The sequence below is a fragment of the uncultured Sphingopyxis sp. genome (assembly GCF_900078365.1).
GTDB lineage: Bacteria > Pseudomonadota > Alphaproteobacteria > Sphingomonadales > Sphingomonadaceae > Sphingopyxis.
In genome coordinates, this window is the sequence record NZ_LT598653.1 from 1,196,692 (window position 1) to 1,214,538 (window position 17,847).

Genomic DNA, 17,847 nt, shown 5'->3' on the forward strand with positions numbered 1-17,847 from the left:
CTCCGCCCGAGCCCCTCCACCACCTTCGGTGGTCCCCCTCCCCGTGCCGGGGAGGATCGGCAGCAATCGGTCGAACGCGTCACTGCCCATCACATTTGTTCAAGAAACGCGGCTCCGCGCCACGTTAGGCAGCGGGCATGACCAGCCTCTCCCCCGCTTCGCCGCGCCCCCTCGTGGCGCTTTCCGGCTTCCGCTTTCGCTTGTGGCCGATCCTTTTCGCCGCGCTGCTGATGCAAGGGTTGCTCGACCTCGGGCGTGTCCCGGCGCGGGCGCTGTATCGCGCCGGCGAAACGCTATGGACCGACCATGTTTCGGTGTTCCTGCTCTTTGCCATCGCCTTTCAGGCGCTGCTTGGCCTCATCGCAATCCTGATCATGCGCCGGTTGCTTCCCGCCGCCGACGATCATCTGCGCTGGCCGCCGGGGCGCAGCTACGCCGGGCCCGCTTTCCTGATCGGGATCGGGATGGGGCTGGTGATGCTCGTCGCCGATTACTGGCCCCCGCTCGCGGCACAGGCCGCGCCCGACATGAGCTATTCGAAATATCCACTCGATTCGGCGGGTTATCTGCTCGGAATGATCACGACGGGGCTCGCCGAAGAGACCATCTTTCGCGGGCTGCTCGTCGGGATGCTCGTCGTGCTGGTGCCGGGGCGATTGCGGATCGGATCGCTCGACCTGCCCGTCGCCGCCTATATCGTCGCGCTGATGTTCGGGGTGGCGCACTGGCGATCCTTCACCGTCGACCCCTTCTATCAGGCGATGGCGCAGCAGATTTACGCTTTTGCCTGGGGGCTCGTCTATGTCTGGCTGATGGAGCGGTCGCGCAGTCTGTTCGCGCCGATGGTCGCACACGGGATGGGTAATTTTACCGAAGTGGCGATCGTGATCGCGCTCAACGCGATGTGGACTTGATGCGACAAGGGCGGCTTGCACCGTTTCCGGGAAGCCTCAGGCCGCGAGAGGCCGGCGGCTTGCCCTGACCGCGACATATCCGAAGAGGATCGCCGCGAGGAGGAGTGCGCCCTGTGCCGCGGCGAACGGGGGTTCGGTGCCGTTGGGGGCAAGCGCGTTGAGCGCGGGCACTTTCAGGAAGGACTGCACGACCAGCACGAAGAGGTTGAGGTAGAGCGCGGCGGTGGCGCTGACGGCATAGACGGTGGCGGCGCGGCCGGCGAGCTTGCGCCCGTAAAAGGCGGCGAAGGCGAAGACGAGGATCAGCGTCGAGAGGATGCCGGTGCCGAGCGCCGGGGTGAAAGCAACGATCGGAAAGAGGAAGCCGGTGAGGCTGGTGAGCAAGGTCGCCCAGAGGAAGATGTGGGTCGTGCGGCGGAGAAGGCGCCCGCGCGCGAAGGCGGGGAGGGCGACGAGGCCCGCACCGATGCCGATCAGGCTGATCGCGACATGGAGTGCGGTGAACTGCGATATGGTGAGGCCGAGGATCATGATCTTTGCTCCCTGCTTGGGGCGACGGCCGCGCCGCCGCCCCGCATGTCCGGATCAGTTCTTGATGAAGCCCAAAAGGTCGGCGTTGAAGCGGTCCTGCTCGGTGACGGTGAGGCCATGGGCGCCGCCTTCATAGACCTTGAGCACGGCCTGGCTGACGATCTTGACGGTCGAGAGCGCCGCGGCGCCGATCGGCACGATCTGGTCGTCGTCGCCGTGGAGGACGAGCGTCGGCTTGTCGAACTTCTTGAGGTCCTCGTTGAAGTCGCTTTCCGAAAAGGCGCGGATGCTGTCGAGCAGGCCCTTGAGGCCGCCGTTCATGCCCTGCCGCACGAATTCGTCGCGCACCGCTTCGCTGACCACCGCGCCGTCGCGGTTATAGCCATAGAAGGGCAGCGTGAGGTCCTTGAAGAATTGCGGGCGGTTGTCGAACGTGCCCTTGCGGATGCCGTCGAAGACGTCGAGCGGGAGGCCGCCGGGGTTGGCTTCGGTCTTGAGCATCAACGGAGGAACCGCGCCGATGAGGGCAACCTTGGCGACGCGGGCGGTGCCATGTCGGCCGATATAGCGGGTGACTTCGCCGCCGCCGGTCGAATGGCCGACGAGGATGACGTCCTTGAGATCGAGCTGTTCGATCAGTTCGGCGAGGTCGTCGGCATATTGGTCCATATTGTTGTTTTCCCAGACCTGATCCGAGCGGCCATGGCTGCGGCGGTCGTGGGCGATGGTGCGGAAGCCCTTGTTCGCGAAGAAGACCATCTGGGCGTCCCAGGCGTCGGCCGACAGCGGCCAGCCGTGCGAGAAGACGATCGGCTGTCCATCCTTCGGACCCCAGTCCTTGAAGAAGATGTTGGTGCCGTCCTTGGTGGTGATGGTGGTCATGATGCGGTTCCTTTCGTTTCGAGAGGGCGGGATGTCCGTCCCGGTGAGACAGGAGATAGGCCGGGGCGCCCTTGCGTGGAATTGGCGGATACGACATTATGCGGGCCGATTCCGACAAAGGAGCCGCCATGCCCAAGCTGAAGGTGCCGGACGCGGCGAACGTGCCGCTGATCGAGGTCGGGATGATGATCTATCCCGACTGCCAGATGGGGATGGTGCATGGCATCACCGACCTGTTCGATGTCGCGGGGCGCTTCGCGGTCGAGCATGGGCGCCGCCCGATCCGCGCGAGCCATTGGCGGCTGGAGGAGGATGGGGGCTTTGCGCGCGATCACGACAGCCATACGCACGAGCCGGCTTCCAATTCGCCCGCGGTACTGATCGCGCCGGGGAGCCTGCACAAGCTGCTCGAACCGGGCGAGGTCGAACCCTATGCGCGTTGGCTGCTCGACCGGCATGCGCAAGGAACCGTGCTTGCGTCGAATTGCGGTGGGGCCTTTGTGCTGGCAGCTACGGGGCTGCTCGCGGGGCGTCCCGCGACGACGCACTGGTTCTTCGCCGAAGAGTTTCGCGCACGCTTTCCCGACGTGCGGATGGAGGTCGACCGGATGGTCGTCGATGACGGCGACATCGTCACCGCGGGCGGGCTGATGGCGTGGACCGATCTGGGTCTACGCATCGTCGAGCGGCTGCTCGGCCCGACGGTGATGATGGAGACCGCGCGCTTCCTGCTGATCGACCCGGCGGGACGCGCGCAGAAAAATTATGCGAGCTTCGCGCCGCGGCTCAACCATGGCGACGAAGCGATATTGAAGGTGCAGCATTGGCTGCAGGCGCGCGGCACGGGACCGGTCGCGGTGGCCGAGATGGCGCGCGAGGCGGGGATGGAGGAGCGCACCTTCCAGCGCCGCTTCAAGGCGGCGACGGGCATGACGCCGGTCGAATATCTCCAGCATCTGCGTGTCGGCAAGGCGCGCGAGCTGTTGGAATTCACCAGGCGGACGGTCGACCAGATCGCCTGGTCGGTGGGTTATGAGGATGCGGCGGCGTTCCGCAAATTGTTCCACCGCCTGACCGGTCTGTCGCCCCATGAATATCGCCAGCGTTTTTCGACGCCGCAATCGCTTGCCGAGGTCGCCTGAATTTTTTTTGCGGCCCCTGTCGATTTGACGGCGGCTCGTTCGTCATGTGGTCAGGAGCCGCTGTTGGCCCGATCGAAAAGGAGATGGACAATGCGTGTGATGGTTTTCGTGAAAGCGACCGAGGACAGCGAAAAGGGCCTGCCGCCCACCGAAGAAATGACCGAGATGTTCGAGGCGATGGGCAAGTTTAACGAGGAACTGGTCAATGCCGGAGTGATGGTCGACGGCGACGGGCTCAAGCCCTCTTCTGCCGGCAAGCGCATCGCCTTCGACGGCGCGAGCCGGACGGTGATCGACGGGCCGTTCGCCGAGGCGCGCGAACTCGTCGCGGGCTATTGGGTCTGGGAGGTCAAGGACATGGACGAGGCGGTCGCCTGGGCGAAGCGTTGCCCGAACCCGATGCCGGGACCGAGCGAACTCGAAATCCGACCTTTTTATGAAATGGAGGATTTCGGCGAGGCACTGACCCCCGAACTCGCCGAGCGCGAGCAGAAGCTGCGCGACCGGCTCGGCGGCCAATAAGCAGATGTCCGTCGCCATGCTTGCCTGCCCGGCCGCATTGCCCGAGAAGGCGGGCATGGCGAAGGACGAGACCCATCGGGCGATCGAGGCGACATTCCGGATCGAGCGGGCGCGGCTGATCGCCGCGCTCGCCCGGATGACGCGCGATGTCGACCGGGCGGAGGAACTGGCGCAGGAGGCGCTGCTGATCGCCCTGACCGAATGGCCGGAGCGCGGCGTGCCGGAGCGGCCGGGCGCGTGGCTGATGGCGGCGGCGAAGCGGCGGCTGATCGACGGCGCGCGGCACGACGCGATGCGGTCGCGCAAACAGGCCGACATCGCCCGCGAGTTCGACGAGGAGCAGGATATGCGCGTGGAAGCCGCCGAGGCGGCGCTCGACGATGTGCTGGGCGATGAACTGCTCGGGCTGATCTTCGCGGCCTGTCACCCTGTCATTTCGCCCGAGGCGCGCGCCGCGCTGACACTGCGGCTGGTCGGCGGGCTGACGGTCGAGGAGATCGCGCGGGCGTTCCTGTCGAACGAGGCGGCGATCGCGGCGCGGATCACGCGGGCGAAAAAGGCGATCGCCAAGGCGGGCGTGGCGTTCGAAGTGCCGCGCGGCGCCGAGCTTCAGGCGCGGCTCGCCTCGGTGCTCGAGGTCGTCTACCTGATCTTCAACGAAGGCTATGCGGCGACAGCGGGGCCGTCGCTCGTCCGCCCGCCGCTCTGCGCCGAGGCGCAGCGGCTGGCGCGCATCCTCGCCGGACTGATGCCCGAGCAGCCCGAGGTGCTGGGATTGCTCGCGCTGGTCGAGATTCAGGCGTCGCGGCTGGCGGCGCGCGCCGGGCCCGACGGGCGCTTCGTGCCGCTGACCGAACAGAATCGCGCGCGCTGGGACCAACTGCTGATCCGGCGCGGGCTCAATGCGCTGGCGCGGGCGGAGGCGCTAGGCGGCGGCGACGGACCCTATGCGCTGCAGGCGGCGCTCGCGGCATGCCATGCGCGGGCGCAGGCCGCCGAGGCGACCGACTGGCGGCGGATCGCCGGCCTCTATGACCGGCTGGGACAGGTGGTGCCGTCGCCGGTGGTCGAACTGAACCGCGCGGTCGCGCACAGCATGGCGTTCGGCCCCGAGGCGGGGCTACGGCTGGTCGACGAGATCGCCGACGCGGCTATGCTGCGAAACTATGCGCCGCTTCCCGCCGCGCGCGGCGATTTTCTGTTCCGCGCTGGTCGCCGCGGCGAGGCGCGGGTCGCCTTCGAGGCGGCGGCGGCGCTGACCGCGAACGAGCGCGAGCGCGATTTCCTGCTCGGGCGTGCGGCGGCGTGCGGCGAGTGATGGAGATGCGCGTCGAGGCGATCGGAAGCGAGGGACAGCCGCTCGTCATACTCGACGATTTCGCGCCCGACCCCGATGGCTTGCGCCATTTTGCAGCGGCTGCAGATTTTTCCCCGGCGCGCAACCATTATCCGGGAGTTCGCGCGGCGCTTCCCGAGGCCTATTTGGCGACGCAGCTTCCCCTCATCGCAGAGGCCGCGACGGTGGCCTTCGAAAAGCGGGGGGTGCTGCGCGTCGTCGATGCGAGCTTTTCGATCGTGTCGACCCCGCCCGGCGAGCTGACGATCCCGCAGCGCCTGCCGCATGTCGATGCGTTCACCGGAGACCGCATCGCGCTCGTCCATTATCTGTCGCCCGAGGGCGGCGACGGCACCGCCTTCTTCCGCCACCGCGCGACGGGATTCGAGACGGTGACCGAGGCGCGGCGCGACCTGTTCTTCCGCCATCTCGACACCGAGATGCGCCACGGCGGGGCGCCGGCGCCCGGATATGTGCTGGGCGATACGCCGCTGTTCGAAACGATCCGCACCGAAGCCGCGCGCTACAATCGCGCCTTGCTCTATCGCAGCTGGAATCTCCATAGCGGGGCGATTTCGCCGGCGACCGCGCTGACGGCCGATCCGATCGATGGGCGGCTGACGGTGACGGCCTTTCTGTCGATCGGCTGACCGGCACTCGCCGCACATTCGCAACGGGTCCGCGCCGGAAACGGGCCCATGTTCCACATCGGGACAACGGCGTGCCGCACTCCGGTGTAAGCTCGGCGACGGACGCCTTATGGGCCGCGCTTTCTCTTTTGAAACTGGACGCTCGACCGTGCTTTTCTCCACCCGCATCCTGCTTCCCGCCGCGCTCGCCGCCATGGCATTGTCGATCCCGGCGCTCGCCCAGAATCCAACGATCACCGGTATCGACGCGCTGCGCGAATGGAATCTCGTCGTGCTCGGCAACCTCGATTCCTCATCCGAGGTCGAAGGGCGCACATTCGTCGGCGGAAACCTCACCGGCAATTCGTCGAATTACGGGACCCGCGCCACAACGTCGGCGAACGGGCAGCCGGGGCTGACGGTGGTGGGCAATGTCAACGGCGGTCACAAGAATCTCAACAACGGGTCGGGTGCGGTGGTCGGCGGCAATGTGACGAGCGGCTTCAACCTCAACGGGCCGAGCCAGACGGTCAAGGTGGGCGGCATGATCCGCAACACCAACGTCAACCAGAACAGCGTCTTGTCGAATCTCGACGCGAGCGATCCCGCGTTCGGGCTGGGGCTGCAGCAGCAGAAGGCCGACCTCAAGAGCAGCCTCGGCAGCCTGTCGTTCGACATGGGGACGCTGGCGGCGAACAGCCAGATGAGCATGCAGGGCAATCGCGGCATCTTCGACGCGCAGCCGGACGCGCAGGGGCTCGCGGTGTTCGCCATCACGGCGGCCGATCTCGACAAGATCGGCGAAATCCAGTTCAACCTGGGCGGCGCCGACACCGCGATCGTCAATGTCAGCGGCCGGACGGTCAACCTCAACGACAATTTCCTGGGCGGTACCGCCAACCTTGGCGAAAATCTGATCTGGAACTTTCCCGATGCCGAAGAACTCAGGCTGACCACCGCCTGGGGCGGGTCGGTGCTCGCGCCGCTCGCCGACGCCGAGACGCGCAATTACATCCAGGGATCGGCGGTGTTCGGCAATCTCAAACAGAATGGCGAGATGCACATCGGCACCTTCAAGGGCGGCTATGTCACGCCGCCCTCCGGCGGGACATCGAGCGGCGGCGACAGCTCGACCGGTGGGGCGCCCGGCGGTGGCGGATCGAGCGGGGGTGCGGTGCCGGTTCCCGAGCCTGGGATGGTCGGCCTGTTCGGATTGGGGGTCGCGGGGCTGATCCTGTGGCGGCGGCGCCGCGCGCGGCAGGGCGGCGAATAACCGTCAAGTCGTTTGTCGATTGGAACGCGCCGCTCGTCGAAGGGGAAGACGGGCGGACGGATGATATATGGCAATGAAATAACATATCTTTTTCTGGGCGTTGCGGCCATGCACGCGAACCTGATCGCGTCGGTGCGCCGGCAGGAGATGTATCGCCGACCAAATCTCGCCCCGGCGGCGGCCAAGGCTGGAGAGACCAGTGCGACCGCCCCCTTCGTTTCCCCCACCGAAGGCTCTCCCCGATGAAATTCCCCTCCGCCACTTCCAGCGGCCGCGGCGGCTGCGACTGCCTGCCGCGGCCCGAGCCTGCAGCCCCGGAATCCTCCACTGATGCGCGCGCACCGATCGCTTTCCTCCTGCGTTATCGGGACGCCTGGTTCGGCATGGAGAAGCGCGTGACCTTCGAGGCCGAGGATGTCGCGGCGGCGCTGGCGATGATGGAGCGCGAGCCGACCGGCGAATGGGCCGAACTGTCGAGCGGGGGCGAGGTGATTTGCCGCCGCGGGCGCGAACCGAGCGGGGCGGCCGATTATTGGGTCGTCGACTGACCCGCCCGGGCGCGGCTTGCCATCAGCGGCAGCGTAGCTCGCCGCGATCGATCGCGCGGCCCAGCAGCGCGCCGCCGGCGGCGCCGATAATCGTGCCGACGGTGCGATCGCGGCCGCCGTCGAGTTCGCGCCCGACGAGCGCGCCGACGGCGCCGCCGATGATCAGCCCGGTCGTCCCGTTATCGCGGCGGCAGTGATAGCGGCCATCGTCGCCGCGCCAGATTCGCGAACCACGATCGAGCCGGCGCGGTTCGTAATAGCGGCCATAATTGTCGTAGATGGCAGCCTGCTTGGCGCGTTTTCCGTGTGCGGGAGCCCAAGGCGGCGGGTCGGCGAGCGCCGGCGCGGCGGGAAGGGCGACGGCCGCCATCATGGCGGCGATAAGAGTTTTGCGCATCTCGGATCCTTTCCTTGCTATGGTCGATCGTGCCACGGTCGACCATAACCCGGGCTGAACGGCGAAAACGGCGCTCCGGGCTTTTGGTTCCGCGCGGCGATCAATCGAGCGCCTTTCCCATGCGGATGAGCGGGACCGCGACGCCATTGGGGCCGGGCGCCTCGACCTGTTCGACGGCGGCGTAGCCGCAAGCGCGGTAGAGCGGTTCGCCCGACAGCGTCGCTATCATTTCGGCGCGGCGAAACCCGGCGGCGCGTGCCGCATCCTCGCACAAGGCCATTACCAGGCGGCCGACGCCGCGCCGCGCAGAGGCGGGATGCGTATACATGGCGCGGATGCGCGCGGCGTCGACCGCGGGGTCGAGCGGGGCGGGGTCGCGCAGGTCCGTGCTGTGGTCGCCGCCATAGAGCGTCGCGCGATGCGACCAGCCGCCGCAACCCGCGATCTGCTCGCCTTCCTCGACGATGAAATAGGTGCCGTCGGCGATCAACTGGGTATCGAGCCCCATGACGGCGTTGCTCGCGGCGATCTGTTCGGGGGAGAGGAAGCCTTTTTGCAGTTCGGCGATCGCGAGCGCCATCACCGCGCGCAGGGCTTCGAGGTCGGCGGGGGTGGCGATGCGGTGCGTGAACATCGGTTCGCCATAGGACGCACGAAGGGCGGGCGGCAAGAACTGCCGTCCGCCCTTCGCAGGGATCGAGGCGTCAGAAGCGCTCGCCGACCATCTCCTCGCTCTTGGCCCACAGCGCCTTCGCGTTTTGGGGATCGAGCGCATAGGCGCGCACCCCCCGGTTCCCGCTCCCTTCGTTGGCGAGCCCGGCGACCTGGCAATCCTCGAGATAGCGCCCGCCGATCTCGGCCGGATCGGCGACCGCGGCCGCCCAGACCGAGGTCGCCGCGCCCTGCGGGATCGACTTGAACTCGAACGCTTCGTCGCCGGCGGCGCGCGCCGCGGCGTTGATCTGTTCGATCAGGGCTTCGATCGCGCCGTCGTCGAGGTGGCGTGAAAGCTCGGTCTGGATGCCGCCCGGGTGAACTGCCGCCGCACGGACGCCGCGCCCCCGGTGACGGCGGTCGAATTCGACCGCGAAGAGGATGTTCGCGGTCTTCGACCGGCCATAGGCGACCCACGGATCATAATCGCTGCGGTCGAAGCCGGGATCGCCGAGATCGACGTCCGCGAAATGGTGTCCCGCCGAAGCGAGGCTGACGAGGCGGCCGCCGTCCTCGATCAGCGACGCGATACGATTGACGAAGGCGAAGTGGCCGAGGTGATTGGTGCCGAACTGCGTCTCGAAACCGTCGGCGGTCTTGCCGAAGGGCGCCGCCATCACGCCGGCGTTGGTGATGACGACGTCGAACCCGCGGCCATCGGCGATCAGCTTGTCGGCGGCGGCGCGGACGCTGGCGAGCGAGGCGAGATCGAGCGCGACGATCTCGAAGCTGCCGCCGCCGGCCTTGGCGGCCTCGCGCACTTCGGCCGTCGCGGCTTCGGCCTTGGCAAGGTCGCGCGCTGCGCCGACGACATCGGCGCCATGGGCGACGAGCGCGCGGGCGGTCTCGACGCCGAGCCCGGCCGACACGCCGGTGACGAGGAAGCGCTTGCCCGACAGGTCGACGCCCGCAAGCACGTCGTCGGTGGTCGATTTGGCGTTGAACTGGGTCATGGAACACTCCTTGGATCGGGCAGGGCGGAGGGGAGGGCCCTGCTGCGATCAAGATAGGGCATCCACCCGCCGTCGCGCTGCCCGATCATGGCATCTGCTTGCCTATTCCTGTCAATCGAGTGCCGGGCGCGAGCCCGCGTCTTGCGCAGAAGCGCGCGGCGTCCGATGTTGGAGCCATGCGGGACAGGCTCGACTCGATCTGCGAACAGGTGCGGCGCCACGCGCTTTCTCCCTATTGCGAGACGCCCGTGCCGCGGCTCGTCGTCGCGACGCAATGCGCGCCGACGAGCGAGATCGCGACCGTTTACGAGCCCGTCACCTGCCTGATCCTGCAAGGAACGAAGCAGGTTGCGATCGGCGACCAGGTGCTGCGATACGATGCGTCGAGCTATTTCGTCGCCTCGCTCGACCTGCCCGCGGTCGGCCGGGTGGTCGAGGCGACCCCCGACAAGCCCTATGTCGCGGCGGCGTTGCGCCTCGACCGCGCGGCGCTCGCCGACCTGATCGCCAGCATGGATCCCGCAGGCATCGGCCATGCGCCGCCGGGCGACCTCGCGGGCTTTGCCGTCGCGTCGGTGACCGAGGAGCTGGTCGAGGCGTGGGCGGGGCTGCTCGGGCTGCTCGACCGGCCGGACGACGTCGCGATGCTCGCGCCGATGCGCGAGCGCGAGATCCTCTATCGCCTGCTGCAAGGGCCGCTCGGCGCGCAACTCTGCGCGATTGCGCAGGAGGACAGCCGGCTGTCGCGGGTGCGGCGCGCGATCCTGTGGATGCACGAGCATTTCGACAAGATGCTGCCGACCGCGACGCTGGCGGAAATCGCGGGGATGAGCGTTGCCTCCTTCCATCGTCATTTCAAGGCCGCGACCGCGATGAGCCCGCTGCAGTTCCAGAAGACGCTGCGGTTGCTTGCGGCGCGGCGGTTGCTCGCGGGGGGCAGCGAGACGAGCCGCGCGGCTTACTCGGTCGGATATGAGAGCGCATCGCAGTTCAGCCGCGAATATGCCCGCGCCTTCGGCCTGCCGCCGTCGCGCGACGCCGAGCGGCTGCGCGGCGCGGCGCAAGTGGAGGCCGCCGCGGCTTGGGGTTAGAACTCCTAAGCCTTCGCGGCGGTGACCGCGGCTTCCTTTTCGGCGCGCAGCTTTTCGGTGTGGAGCAGCTTGTCGGCCATCGCCTGCCACGCCGCGGCGGCGCGCAGATTGCGGTCGCGGACCTGCGTCAGCGCCGAGGCCTCGGCCTCGGCGGCGCATTTTTCGGCCTGTGCGACATAGAATTCGATCGTGGCGGACATGGCTGCTCCTTGAGGGGTGAAGTCGATCAGTCGACCATTTCGGCGATCAGGCGCCGGAGCTCGCGGCGCGACAGCGTCGGGCGGCGGCGGCGCGGCGGGGTCGCCGTCTGCGCCTTGCCGGCCAGCGACAGCGCGGGCAGAGCGGGGAAAATGGAATTGTTGTTGAATAGAGTCATCATCTTTATCTTTGATTTTGAGTGTTTTGATTTTTGGAAATCGGCGCCTCTTGCGCCGATCCGGTGACTTAGAGCCCGCGCCTCTTGCGCTGGCTCGGCGTAACCGGCCCGCTGCCGCGTTCGCGGTAGACGAGGCGGCCCCTGCTGAGGTCATAAGGCGTCATTTCGACGCGCACGGCGTCACCGACGACCGACCGGATGCGGAAACGCCGCATCCGGCCCGCCGTATAGACGATCACCCGATGACCGTTTTCGAGTATGACGCCGAAGCGCCCGTCAGGCAGAATCTCGTCGATCTGCCCTTCGAAGGTCATCAGTTCCTCTTTGGTCAATAATCAGGCCGACTGGAGGTTGATCGCCGAAATCTTGCCGTTCTTGCCGGTTTCGAGTTCGTAGGAGACGCGCTGCTCCTTGTGGAGCGTGTCCATGCCCGCGGCCTGGACCGCGGTGATGTGGACGAAGCTGTCGCCCGAGCCGTCTTCATTCTCGATGAAGCCGTAACCCTTGTCGGTGTTGAAGAATTTTACGGTGCCGATGGGCATGGGGGTGTTTCCTTTCACGAGAAACGGGAATCCACCGGCAGAAGCACCGGCGGAGCTGGTAGCATGTGAAGGGAAGATAGTGCCCCGAAGGGCCGTAAATTTCCGTCGCAGGCGACGATAGCTTCCCGAATATGGCGGTTTTGCTCGAAAAGTCAAGGTTTGGGCCGTGCGGCTGCCGATGCGCATGGAAATAGCGGGCTAGCCTCACCCTTTTTTCGTCACCCCGGACTTGATCCGGGGTCCCGCTCGGCGACGTCGAAAAGCTGGACCCCGGATCAAGTCCGGGGTGACGAGTAGGGGGCTAGCCGCTCGCGCTCTTGCGCGCTTCGCCGCCCCCCGGCGCCGGGTCGTTCGCCGGATCGGGCAAGCGAAAGAAGGCGCGGCGCGCGGCTTCGCCGGCGAAGCGCAAGGGTGCGGTCTCGGCGTCGCGGAGCGCGTCGTAGAGGAGGAGTTCGTCGTCGTCGAGCGCGCGGGCATAGGCGGGATCGCCGAACTGGCCCTCCTCATGCCCGTAAAAATCGCCGGGCGGCGGAAAGTCGGTACGCCATTCGCCGGCGCGGTCGTCGAACCAGACGGTCATCGCGGCGGCGGCCTCCTCCACCGTTTCGGCGCCGTCGTCCTCGTCGCCGGAATCGGCGGAAATCTGCGCAACTTCATTCGCGATTTCACCGTCCCGCCACAGCGCGGCGAGCGGGTTCGCCTGATCGCCGCGACCGGCGAGCCAGAGCGCGAGCGCGGCGGCGAGGCCGTGCGGCTGTTCCTCCGCCGTGCCCGGCGCCGCAGCGGCCCCGCCGCGCGCGGCCTCGGCAATGTCGAAGAGCGCGAGGAAGCCCGGCCAGTCGCCGGCGATGGTCTGTGCGAGCATGTCCTCGCCCGGCCGTCCTCCGTTTTGGGGCGCCTGCGCTTCGACCATGCGATCGAGCCGCGCGAGCATCGCGAGGCCGAGGCGGCCGTCGATGCGGCGGCGTTTATAGATGCTGCGGTCCTCCTCGCGCATCACGGTGGTCACCTCGTCATGCCCCCAGATCGCGCGGTCGAGCAGCTCGTCGACGAGCCGCCCGCGCGCGATCAGCAGCGCCGCGGCGCAGCCGAGCCGGAACGCCGCGCCCTCGGGCCGCTGCTTGAGCTGATAGACGGCGGCGGGCGACATGCAGACCTTTGCCGCCGAAATCTTCACCGACCCGTTGGTGGCGAAAGCCTCCAGAAACTCGCGCTGGAGCCGCGGCGTCCAGTGATAGCTGCCGGGGGCGGGAATATACGCGGGATCGTGCGGGGAGTCGTCCATCGATTCGTCCTTTCGGTTTGGTGAAACCGACAGAATGAACCATATGGGTGAAATGTAGGAAAGGGGTTTCTGATGAAATCAAAGCCGTCTTATGAGGCTTTTTATCCACGTCATTGCCGTTTCAATCGTCCAATTTGTTTGTTCGACCGTAAGAGTAGGCATTTCGGAACTTCCGGCGCCATGCGCAAATGGATTTCGAACGTTGCTAAAGAGCGATTTTAAAACTTCACTCTCCCACACGGATATGAAACCCCCATTGTTTTTGCTCACGAGATTATCCACGAAATTTGCTGCGCCTTTTTCTTTTCCAGTGCTCCAGCCTTTGGACTGGCTAATAATCTTGATGCAGCTTTCTAGGGCACTAACGGCGTGAAATGCGGCCATACGGTCCCCCGTGTCTCTGCAATCGATCGCCTCTTTCATCTGGATATCGACATTCTCCCAAGGCGACTGGGATATCAGCGGCCAAAAGGGTTCTTCGATCTCGCTAGACGTCAGTTCGTCATCTGATATTTGGATGAGGCCATTGTTATATGTCAGCTTATAAAGTGCGAGCTTCATTCGCTCATTTAGCTCAATGACCAACTCGGAGAAAACTTCTCTTCGGCGCTGATGCATGGTCTTTATGGCTTCGACCCTATTTCCGGGAACACGTATGACGCGTGGTGAGGGCATCATGGTTGCCGCTCGCTCGGCATCTCGGATTTTCTGCGGAAGCTCAATGTCTGCAAGAGCTAATTGCTTTTCGCGAAGTGAAAAAGCGATCTCAATTAGACCGATCCTGTCCTTCACCCACGCATCGCCGAGCGACAGATCGCTCGGAGCTTTGATAAGAAAATTCTTACAGATTGTCGCATAGCTGTTTTTGTAGCTTTGAGTTGTCTTGTTTCCGTTATATTCCGTTGTGCGAAATATCCAGCGATCACTAAGAAATTCCACTCCCAGTTCCAAAGCAAGCGTATCATGGGCCTGTTTGAAACTGTTTTCAGCGTGGTCGGTGACCTTTTCTGTTATTCCTCCATCCCACAATCGCCCGGAAAGCATGATTGTAGACGCCTGATTAAGAAAGCGGCGATCCTCCTCATAATACTGATCTCTGATCTTGGTCTTGGAGTATCGACGAGGAAAGACATCTGTGATCATGGATATCGATTGCCTTAAGGTGACGAAATTATGAGACTGGACTCGTGGCTTCTAGCGCTTGAAAAGGGATCGGAAAAGCGTGGCGGGGGTCGCAATGATTGATGTAACAATCTCGAAAGGGCCGGAGGGGATGGGGTGGCTGGAGTTTATAGCCTCCGTCGTGAGCTCAGTGTCATGGCCGATCGCTATTGTGGTCATCGCATTCGCATTTCGAAAGCAAATTGCTAGCCTGCTGAATAAAATTAGACGGCTGTCTTGGGGCGACACCAGTGTCGAACTAGCGACGCAGTTGGACAAAGTCGAAACGGCCTCCAAGGCTATTTCTGAGATTGATGGTGGCGCGCCTACGCCGCTTCCGGATGATCGATTTCAGCGTTTGCTTGAGATTTCCCCATCTGCTGCAATTCTCGACTCTTGGGCTTCCGTCGATCGTCGATTGAGGCAAATTGGCACGTTTCGCCAAATGGATGTGCGTCGCCTCCCTACGATCCGAGCAATCATCGACGATTTATTGCGATCTGGAGACATAAGTTCTTCAATCCACAATATGATTCGGGATCTTCAGAAGATTAGAAACACCGCAGCCCATGAGCATGAAGTGTCTCCGACCGATGCGTATCGCTTTTATGATCTAGTTGAGACGGTGTCCAAAGCGTTGAGCAAAGTACCCAGTTAATTTTGCTTCTCGGTAGTTTATGCCCCATTCGCTGCGCTAAGGATCGCCCGCACGCTCGCGGTCGCCACGTCGGTATCCAGCCCGCAGCCGAACAGGCTTTTCCCGTCGGCGGTGCGGCATTCGACATAGGCCGCGGCCTGCACATTGCTGCCCTGGCCGATCGCGTGCTCGCTATAGTCGACGATGTCCATCACCGGGCCGCCGCTTTCGCTCAAGGCCGCGATGACGCTCGACATCAGGCCGTTGCCGCGGCCGCTGACGCTGCGCGCGGTGCCGTCGATGGTGAGCTTGCCGGCGAAGATGCGGTCGGCGCCCGAGTGGGTTTCGTGCCAGTCGACGAGCTGGAAGCGCTTGGCTTCGGTCGCCAGGTATTGGCCCTCGAACGCGTGCCAGATGTCGTCGGCGCCGAGTTCGCGGCTCGTTTCGTCGGCGAGCGCCTGGACGACATGGCTGAAGCTCGCCTGCATCCTCTTGGGCAGTTTCAGGCCCTTGTCCTGTTCGAGCACCCATGCGACGCCGCCCTTGCCCGACTGGCTGTTGACGCGGATCACCGCTTCGTAGCTGCGGCCGAGGTCGGCGGGGTCGATGGGCAGATAGGGGACTTCCCAGCGCTCGTCATTCTGGCGTTCGCGCGCGGCGAAGCCCTTCTTGATCGCGTCCTGGTGGCTGCCCGAAAAGGCGGTGTAGACGAGCTCGCCGCCATAGGGGTGGCGCGGGTGGACGGGCAGGTTGTTGCAATATTCGACCGTCTGGATGACCTCGTCGATGTTCGAGAAGTCGAGCTGCGGGTCGACGCCCTGCGTGTACATGTTGAGCGCGATCGTGACGAGGCAGGTGTTGCCGGTGCGCTCGCCATTGCCGAACAGGCAGCCCTCGACGCGGTCGGCGCCCGCGAGCAGGCCGAGCTCGGCCGCCGCGACGCCGGTGCCGCGGTCGTTGTGGGTGTGCAGGCTGATGATCGCGCGGTCGCGATTGGGGAGGTTCTTGCAGAAATATTCGATCTGGTCGGCGTAGATGTTCGCCGTCGACGCCTCGACCGTTGCGGGGAGGTTGAGGATGATCGGCTTGTCGGCGGTGGGCTGGAGGATGTCCATCACCGCTTCGCAGCAGGCGATGCTGAAATCGAGCTCGGCGGTCGAGAAGGTTTCGGGGCTATATTCGAAGCGCCAGTCGGTGCCGGGCAGGCGTGCGGCATTATCGCGGAGCTGCTTTGCGCCCTCGATCGCGATGCCCTTGATCTCGTCCATCTCCATGCCGAAGACGATCTTGCGCCACGCGGGGCTGACCGCGTTATAGACGTGGACGATCGCGGTCTTTGCGCCTTCGAGGCTGTCGAAGCTGGTGCGGATGAGGTCGGCGCGGCTTTGCGTCAGCACCTGCGGCGTGACGTCGCCGGGGATGCGGCCGCTGCGCACGAGGTTCTGGATATAGTCGAAGTCGGTCGCGCCGCTGGCGGGGAAGCCGACCTCGATCTCCTTGAAGCCGCTCTTGACGAGCAGGTCGAAGAAGCGCGTCTTTTTCTCGGCGTCCATCGGGTCGATCAACGACTGGTTGCCGTCGCGCAGGTCGGTGGAGAGCCAGATCGGCGCCTTGGTGGTGACGCGGGTGGGCCATTCGCGGTTCGTCAAGGGAACCTGCGGGAAAGCCGAATATTTCGCGGACGGATCGCGGAGCATGGTCATGTCGGTATAACTTCTTCTGGTGGTTGCGTCGGTGTCGGTCGGACCCTTGAGCGGGTGGCCGCGACTAGCGCGCAGCCAGTGTCACGCCCAAGGGCGTGTAAGTCGCAGAAGAAGAAGGGCGTTGCCGCGCATGGGCGCCCTAGTGATGCAAAATGTCGCCGGATGCAAGGGGGGAATGCGAAAATTGCGTGGGGGTGAGGGCTCAGCCCGTCACCCACTCGACCTTGGGATCGGTGAAATCGACGACGTCGGCGAGTTCGCGGACGTTGGGGTAGCCGTAGCCGACGAGGTTGATGAAGGTCTGGATGTTGAGCGCGAGCGGGGCGCGCTTGAGCGGCACGGGGCTTTTGTGGTTCGAGAAATTATTGTTGCAATAGATGAGGATGGGGCGGTTCGGGTCGGCGCCGATCACCGCGGCGAGGCTCTCCGCGGTGAAGTCGGTGAGCGGGAGGTTGACCGCGCCCTTGATGTGGCCGCGCTGGAAGGCGTCCTTCGATCGCGCGTCGAGGAGGAGGGTGCCGGGCTTGGCGGCCGCGGCCTTGAAGGCGTCGAAGGCGATCAGGCGCTGCGCGCGTTCGGGGGCGACGCTGGCGGTGAGCGCCTGGAAGCCGGGATAGTCGATCTGCGGGTTGGCTTGGGCCAGCGCGGGGGTGGCCGTGAGGGCGAGAGCGAGAAGCAGCGTGCGCATGGTGATCCTCCCTTGAATGCGGGGAGGCTAGGCCGCGCTTGCTGGCTCTGCGATGAACCGAAAATGTCGCCGGGCCGCGAAGAGACCCGCGGCCCGGCGTAGTGCAGGGGATGGTTGCGGAGCGGGCCTCAGGCGGCTTCGCTCTCGTCGTCCTCGTCCCAGGGTTCGTAGACCTCGTCCTCGATCAGATTGTCGACCGCGTGGACGCGCACCCCGATAACCCAATCCTCGAGCGGGCCTTCCCAGCCGGCCTCGACCTCGGTCAGGGCCTCGGCGGCGTCAGCAGGGCGGTCGCCGACGAGGTCGAAATCCTGCACGCCGTCGTCGGGCGGGGTGATGTAGACATGCGGGTCGAGCCGGACGTTGGTCCAGCCCGCGGTGGCGGCAAGACCCTCGACCTCGACGACCAACAGCGGATTTTCCTCGTCGCCGTCGATTCCGGCGTTCACTTCGACGATTTCGCGGACCAGTTCGCTCATCACATGGGCTCCTTGTGCGAAAAGGGGCGGGACCATGCCGGTCC

At 65.2% G+C, this 17,847-nt stretch carries 22 protein-coding genes and 1 pseudogene; 9 read left to right on the forward strand and 14 right to left on the reverse strand.

All coding sequences use genetic code 11. The features are described 5' to 3' along the window. The first annotated feature begins 173 nt into the window (after nt 1-173). Complete coding sequence (locus tag QZL87_RS05245) at nt 174-914, forward strand: CPBP family intramembrane glutamic endopeptidase (protein ID WP_295324809.1); 741 nt, start codon at nt 174-176, stop codon at nt 912-914. Between the two features lie 36 nt (nt 915-950). On the opposite strand, the gene QZL87_RS05250 is transcribed toward QZL87_RS05245, so the two are convergent. Together QZL87_RS05250 and QZL87_RS05255 are read right to left on the reverse strand one after the other, a co-directional pair. Continuing rightward, a complete protein-coding gene (locus QZL87_RS05250) occupies nt 951-1,445 on the reverse strand; it encodes a hypothetical protein (RefSeq protein ID WP_295324812.1) in 495 nt (164 codons plus the stop codon). A gap of 54 nt (nt 1,446-1,499) precedes the next feature. Continuing rightward, nucleotides 1,500-2,327, reverse strand: a complete 828-nt coding sequence (locus tag QZL87_RS05255; RefSeq protein WP_295324816.1) for an alpha/beta hydrolase — start codon at nt 2,325-2,327, stop codon at nt 1,500-1,502. 128 nt (nt 2,328-2,455) lie between these two features. On the opposite strand from QZL87_RS05255, the gene QZL87_RS05260 reads away from it, so the two are divergent. From QZL87_RS05260 to QZL87_RS05285, 6 genes and pseudogenes are all read left to right on the forward strand, one after another. Further along, a complete protein-coding gene (locus QZL87_RS05260) occupies nt 2,456-3,469 on the forward strand; it encodes a GlxA family transcriptional regulator (protein ID WP_295324819.1) in 1,014 nt (337 codons plus the stop codon). A 90-nt stretch (nt 3,470-3,559) separates the two neighbouring features. Continuing rightward, a pseudogene (locus QZL87_RS05265) lies at nt 3,560-3,910 on the forward strand (YciI family protein); the annotation flags it as partial. A 136-nt stretch (nt 3,911-4,046) separates the two neighbouring features. Continuing rightward, the gene (locus tag QZL87_RS05270; RefSeq protein ID WP_295324822.1) at nt 4,047-5,309 is read left to right on the forward strand and encodes a DUF6596 domain-containing protein; all 1,263 of its coding nucleotides are present in this window, start codon (nt 4,047-4,049) and stop codon (nt 5,307-5,309) included. Beyond that, nucleotides 5,309-5,977 (forward strand): DUF6445 family protein, encoded by a 669-nt coding sequence (locus QZL87_RS05275; protein ID WP_295326760.1) that lies wholly within the window; start codon nt 5,309-5,311, stop codon nt 5,975-5,977. The genes QZL87_RS05270 and QZL87_RS05275 overlap by 1 nt, the downstream gene beginning before the upstream one ends. A 193-nt stretch (nt 5,978-6,170) precedes the next feature. After that, on the forward strand, nt 6,171-7,229 hold the full coding sequence (locus QZL87_RS05280) for a choice-of-anchor A family protein (protein WP_295326763.1): 1,059 nt from the start codon (nt 6,171-6,173) through the stop codon (nt 7,227-7,229). Between the two features lie 242 nt (nt 7,230-7,471). Next, the gene (locus tag QZL87_RS05285; protein ID WP_295324825.1) at nt 7,472-7,777 is read left to right on the forward strand and encodes a hypothetical protein; all 306 of its coding nucleotides are present in this window, start codon (nt 7,472-7,474) and stop codon (nt 7,775-7,777) included. Between the two features lie 22 nt (nt 7,778-7,799). Here QZL87_RS05285 and QZL87_RS05290 read toward each other — a convergent pair whose 3' ends face one another. The 3 genes from QZL87_RS05290 to QZL87_RS05300 all read right to left on the reverse strand — a co-directional run bounded on the left by QZL87_RS05290 (nt 7,800) and on the right by QZL87_RS05300 (nt 9,841). Continuing rightward, nucleotides 7,800-8,174 (reverse strand): glycine zipper 2TM domain-containing protein, encoded by a 375-nt coding sequence (locus QZL87_RS05290; protein WP_295324828.1) that lies wholly within the window; start codon nt 8,172-8,174, stop codon nt 7,800-7,802. A gap of 100 nt (nt 8,175-8,274) precedes the next feature. Continuing rightward, nucleotides 8,275-8,808 carry a GNAT family N-acetyltransferase gene (locus QZL87_RS05295; RefSeq protein WP_295324831.1) on the reverse strand — a complete coding sequence of 178 codons (534 nt, stop codon included), beginning with the start codon at nt 8,806-8,808 and terminating at the stop codon, nt 8,275-8,277. Between the two features lie 70 nt (nt 8,809-8,878). Further along, complete coding sequence (locus tag QZL87_RS05300; RefSeq protein WP_295324834.1) at nt 8,879-9,841, reverse strand: SDR family NAD(P)-dependent oxidoreductase; 963 nt, start codon at nt 9,839-9,841, stop codon at nt 8,879-8,881. A gap of 176 nt (nt 9,842-10,017) precedes the next feature. Between QZL87_RS05300 and QZL87_RS05305 the strand changes: the two genes are divergently transcribed. After that, complete coding sequence (locus QZL87_RS05305; RefSeq protein WP_295324836.1) at nt 10,018-10,932, forward strand: AraC family transcriptional regulator; 915 nt, start codon at nt 10,018-10,020, stop codon at nt 10,930-10,932. Nucleotides 10,933-10,937: 5 nt separating this feature from the next. Here QZL87_RS05305 and QZL87_RS05310 read toward each other — a convergent pair whose 3' ends face one another. The 6 genes from QZL87_RS05310 to QZL87_RS05335 form a co-directional block, all read right to left on the reverse strand. Next, a complete protein-coding gene (locus QZL87_RS05310; RefSeq protein ID WP_295324839.1) occupies nt 10,938-11,132 on the reverse strand; it encodes a hypothetical protein in 195 nt (64 codons plus the stop codon). A gap of 26 nt (nt 11,133-11,158) precedes the next feature. Next, nucleotides 11,159-11,311 carry a hypothetical protein gene (locus QZL87_RS05315; protein ID WP_295324842.1) on the reverse strand — a complete coding sequence of 51 codons (153 nt, stop codon included), beginning with the start codon at nt 11,309-11,311 and terminating at the stop codon, nt 11,159-11,161. Between the two features lie 65 nt (nt 11,312-11,376). Next, entirely contained in the window at nt 11,377-11,640 is a 264-nt protein-coding gene (gene infA, locus QZL87_RS05320; RefSeq protein ID WP_295324845.1) for a translation initiation factor IF-1, read from the reverse strand. 3 nt (nt 11,641-11,643) lie between these two features. Further along, nucleotides 11,644-11,850 (reverse strand): cold-shock protein, encoded by a 207-nt coding sequence (locus tag QZL87_RS05325; protein WP_295324847.1) that lies wholly within the window; start codon nt 11,848-11,850, stop codon nt 11,644-11,646. Nucleotides 11,851-12,151: 301 nt separating this feature from the next. Next, entirely contained in the window at nt 12,152-13,135 is a 984-nt protein-coding gene (locus tag QZL87_RS05330) for a hypothetical protein (protein ID WP_295324849.1), read from the reverse strand. 78 nt (nt 13,136-13,213) lie between these two features. After that, entirely contained in the window at nt 13,214-14,278 is a 1,065-nt protein-coding gene (locus QZL87_RS05335; RefSeq protein ID WP_295324852.1) for a hypothetical protein, read from the reverse strand. A 94-nt stretch (nt 14,279-14,372) separates the two neighbouring features. Here QZL87_RS05335 and QZL87_RS05340 point away from each other — a divergent pair, with 94 nt between their 5' ends. After that, nucleotides 14,373-14,954 carry a hypothetical protein gene (locus QZL87_RS05340; RefSeq protein ID WP_295324855.1) on the forward strand — a complete coding sequence of 194 codons (582 nt, stop codon included), beginning with the start codon at nt 14,373-14,375 and terminating at the stop codon, nt 14,952-14,954. Between the two features lie 17 nt (nt 14,955-14,971). Here QZL87_RS05340 and leuA read toward each other — a convergent pair whose 3' ends face one another. The 3 genes from leuA to QZL87_RS05355 form a co-directional block, all read right to left on the reverse strand. Continuing rightward, nucleotides 14,972-16,636: a 2-isopropylmalate synthase gene (gene leuA, locus QZL87_RS05345; RefSeq protein WP_295324858.1), complete on the reverse strand. Its 1,665-nt coding sequence runs from the start codon at nt 16,634-16,636 to the stop codon at nt 14,972-14,974. Nucleotides 16,637-16,838: 202 nt separating this feature from the next. Beyond that, nucleotides 16,839-17,324, reverse strand: coding sequence for a rhodanese-like domain-containing protein (locus QZL87_RS05350; RefSeq protein ID WP_295324861.1), 486 nt, complete (start codon nt 17,322-17,324; stop codon nt 16,839-16,841). A 128-nt stretch (nt 17,325-17,452) separates the two neighbouring features. Beyond that, complete coding sequence (locus QZL87_RS05355) at nt 17,453-17,803, reverse strand: hypothetical protein (protein WP_295324864.1); 351 nt, start codon at nt 17,801-17,803, stop codon at nt 17,453-17,455. Nucleotides 17,804-17,847: the final 44 nt, after the last annotated feature.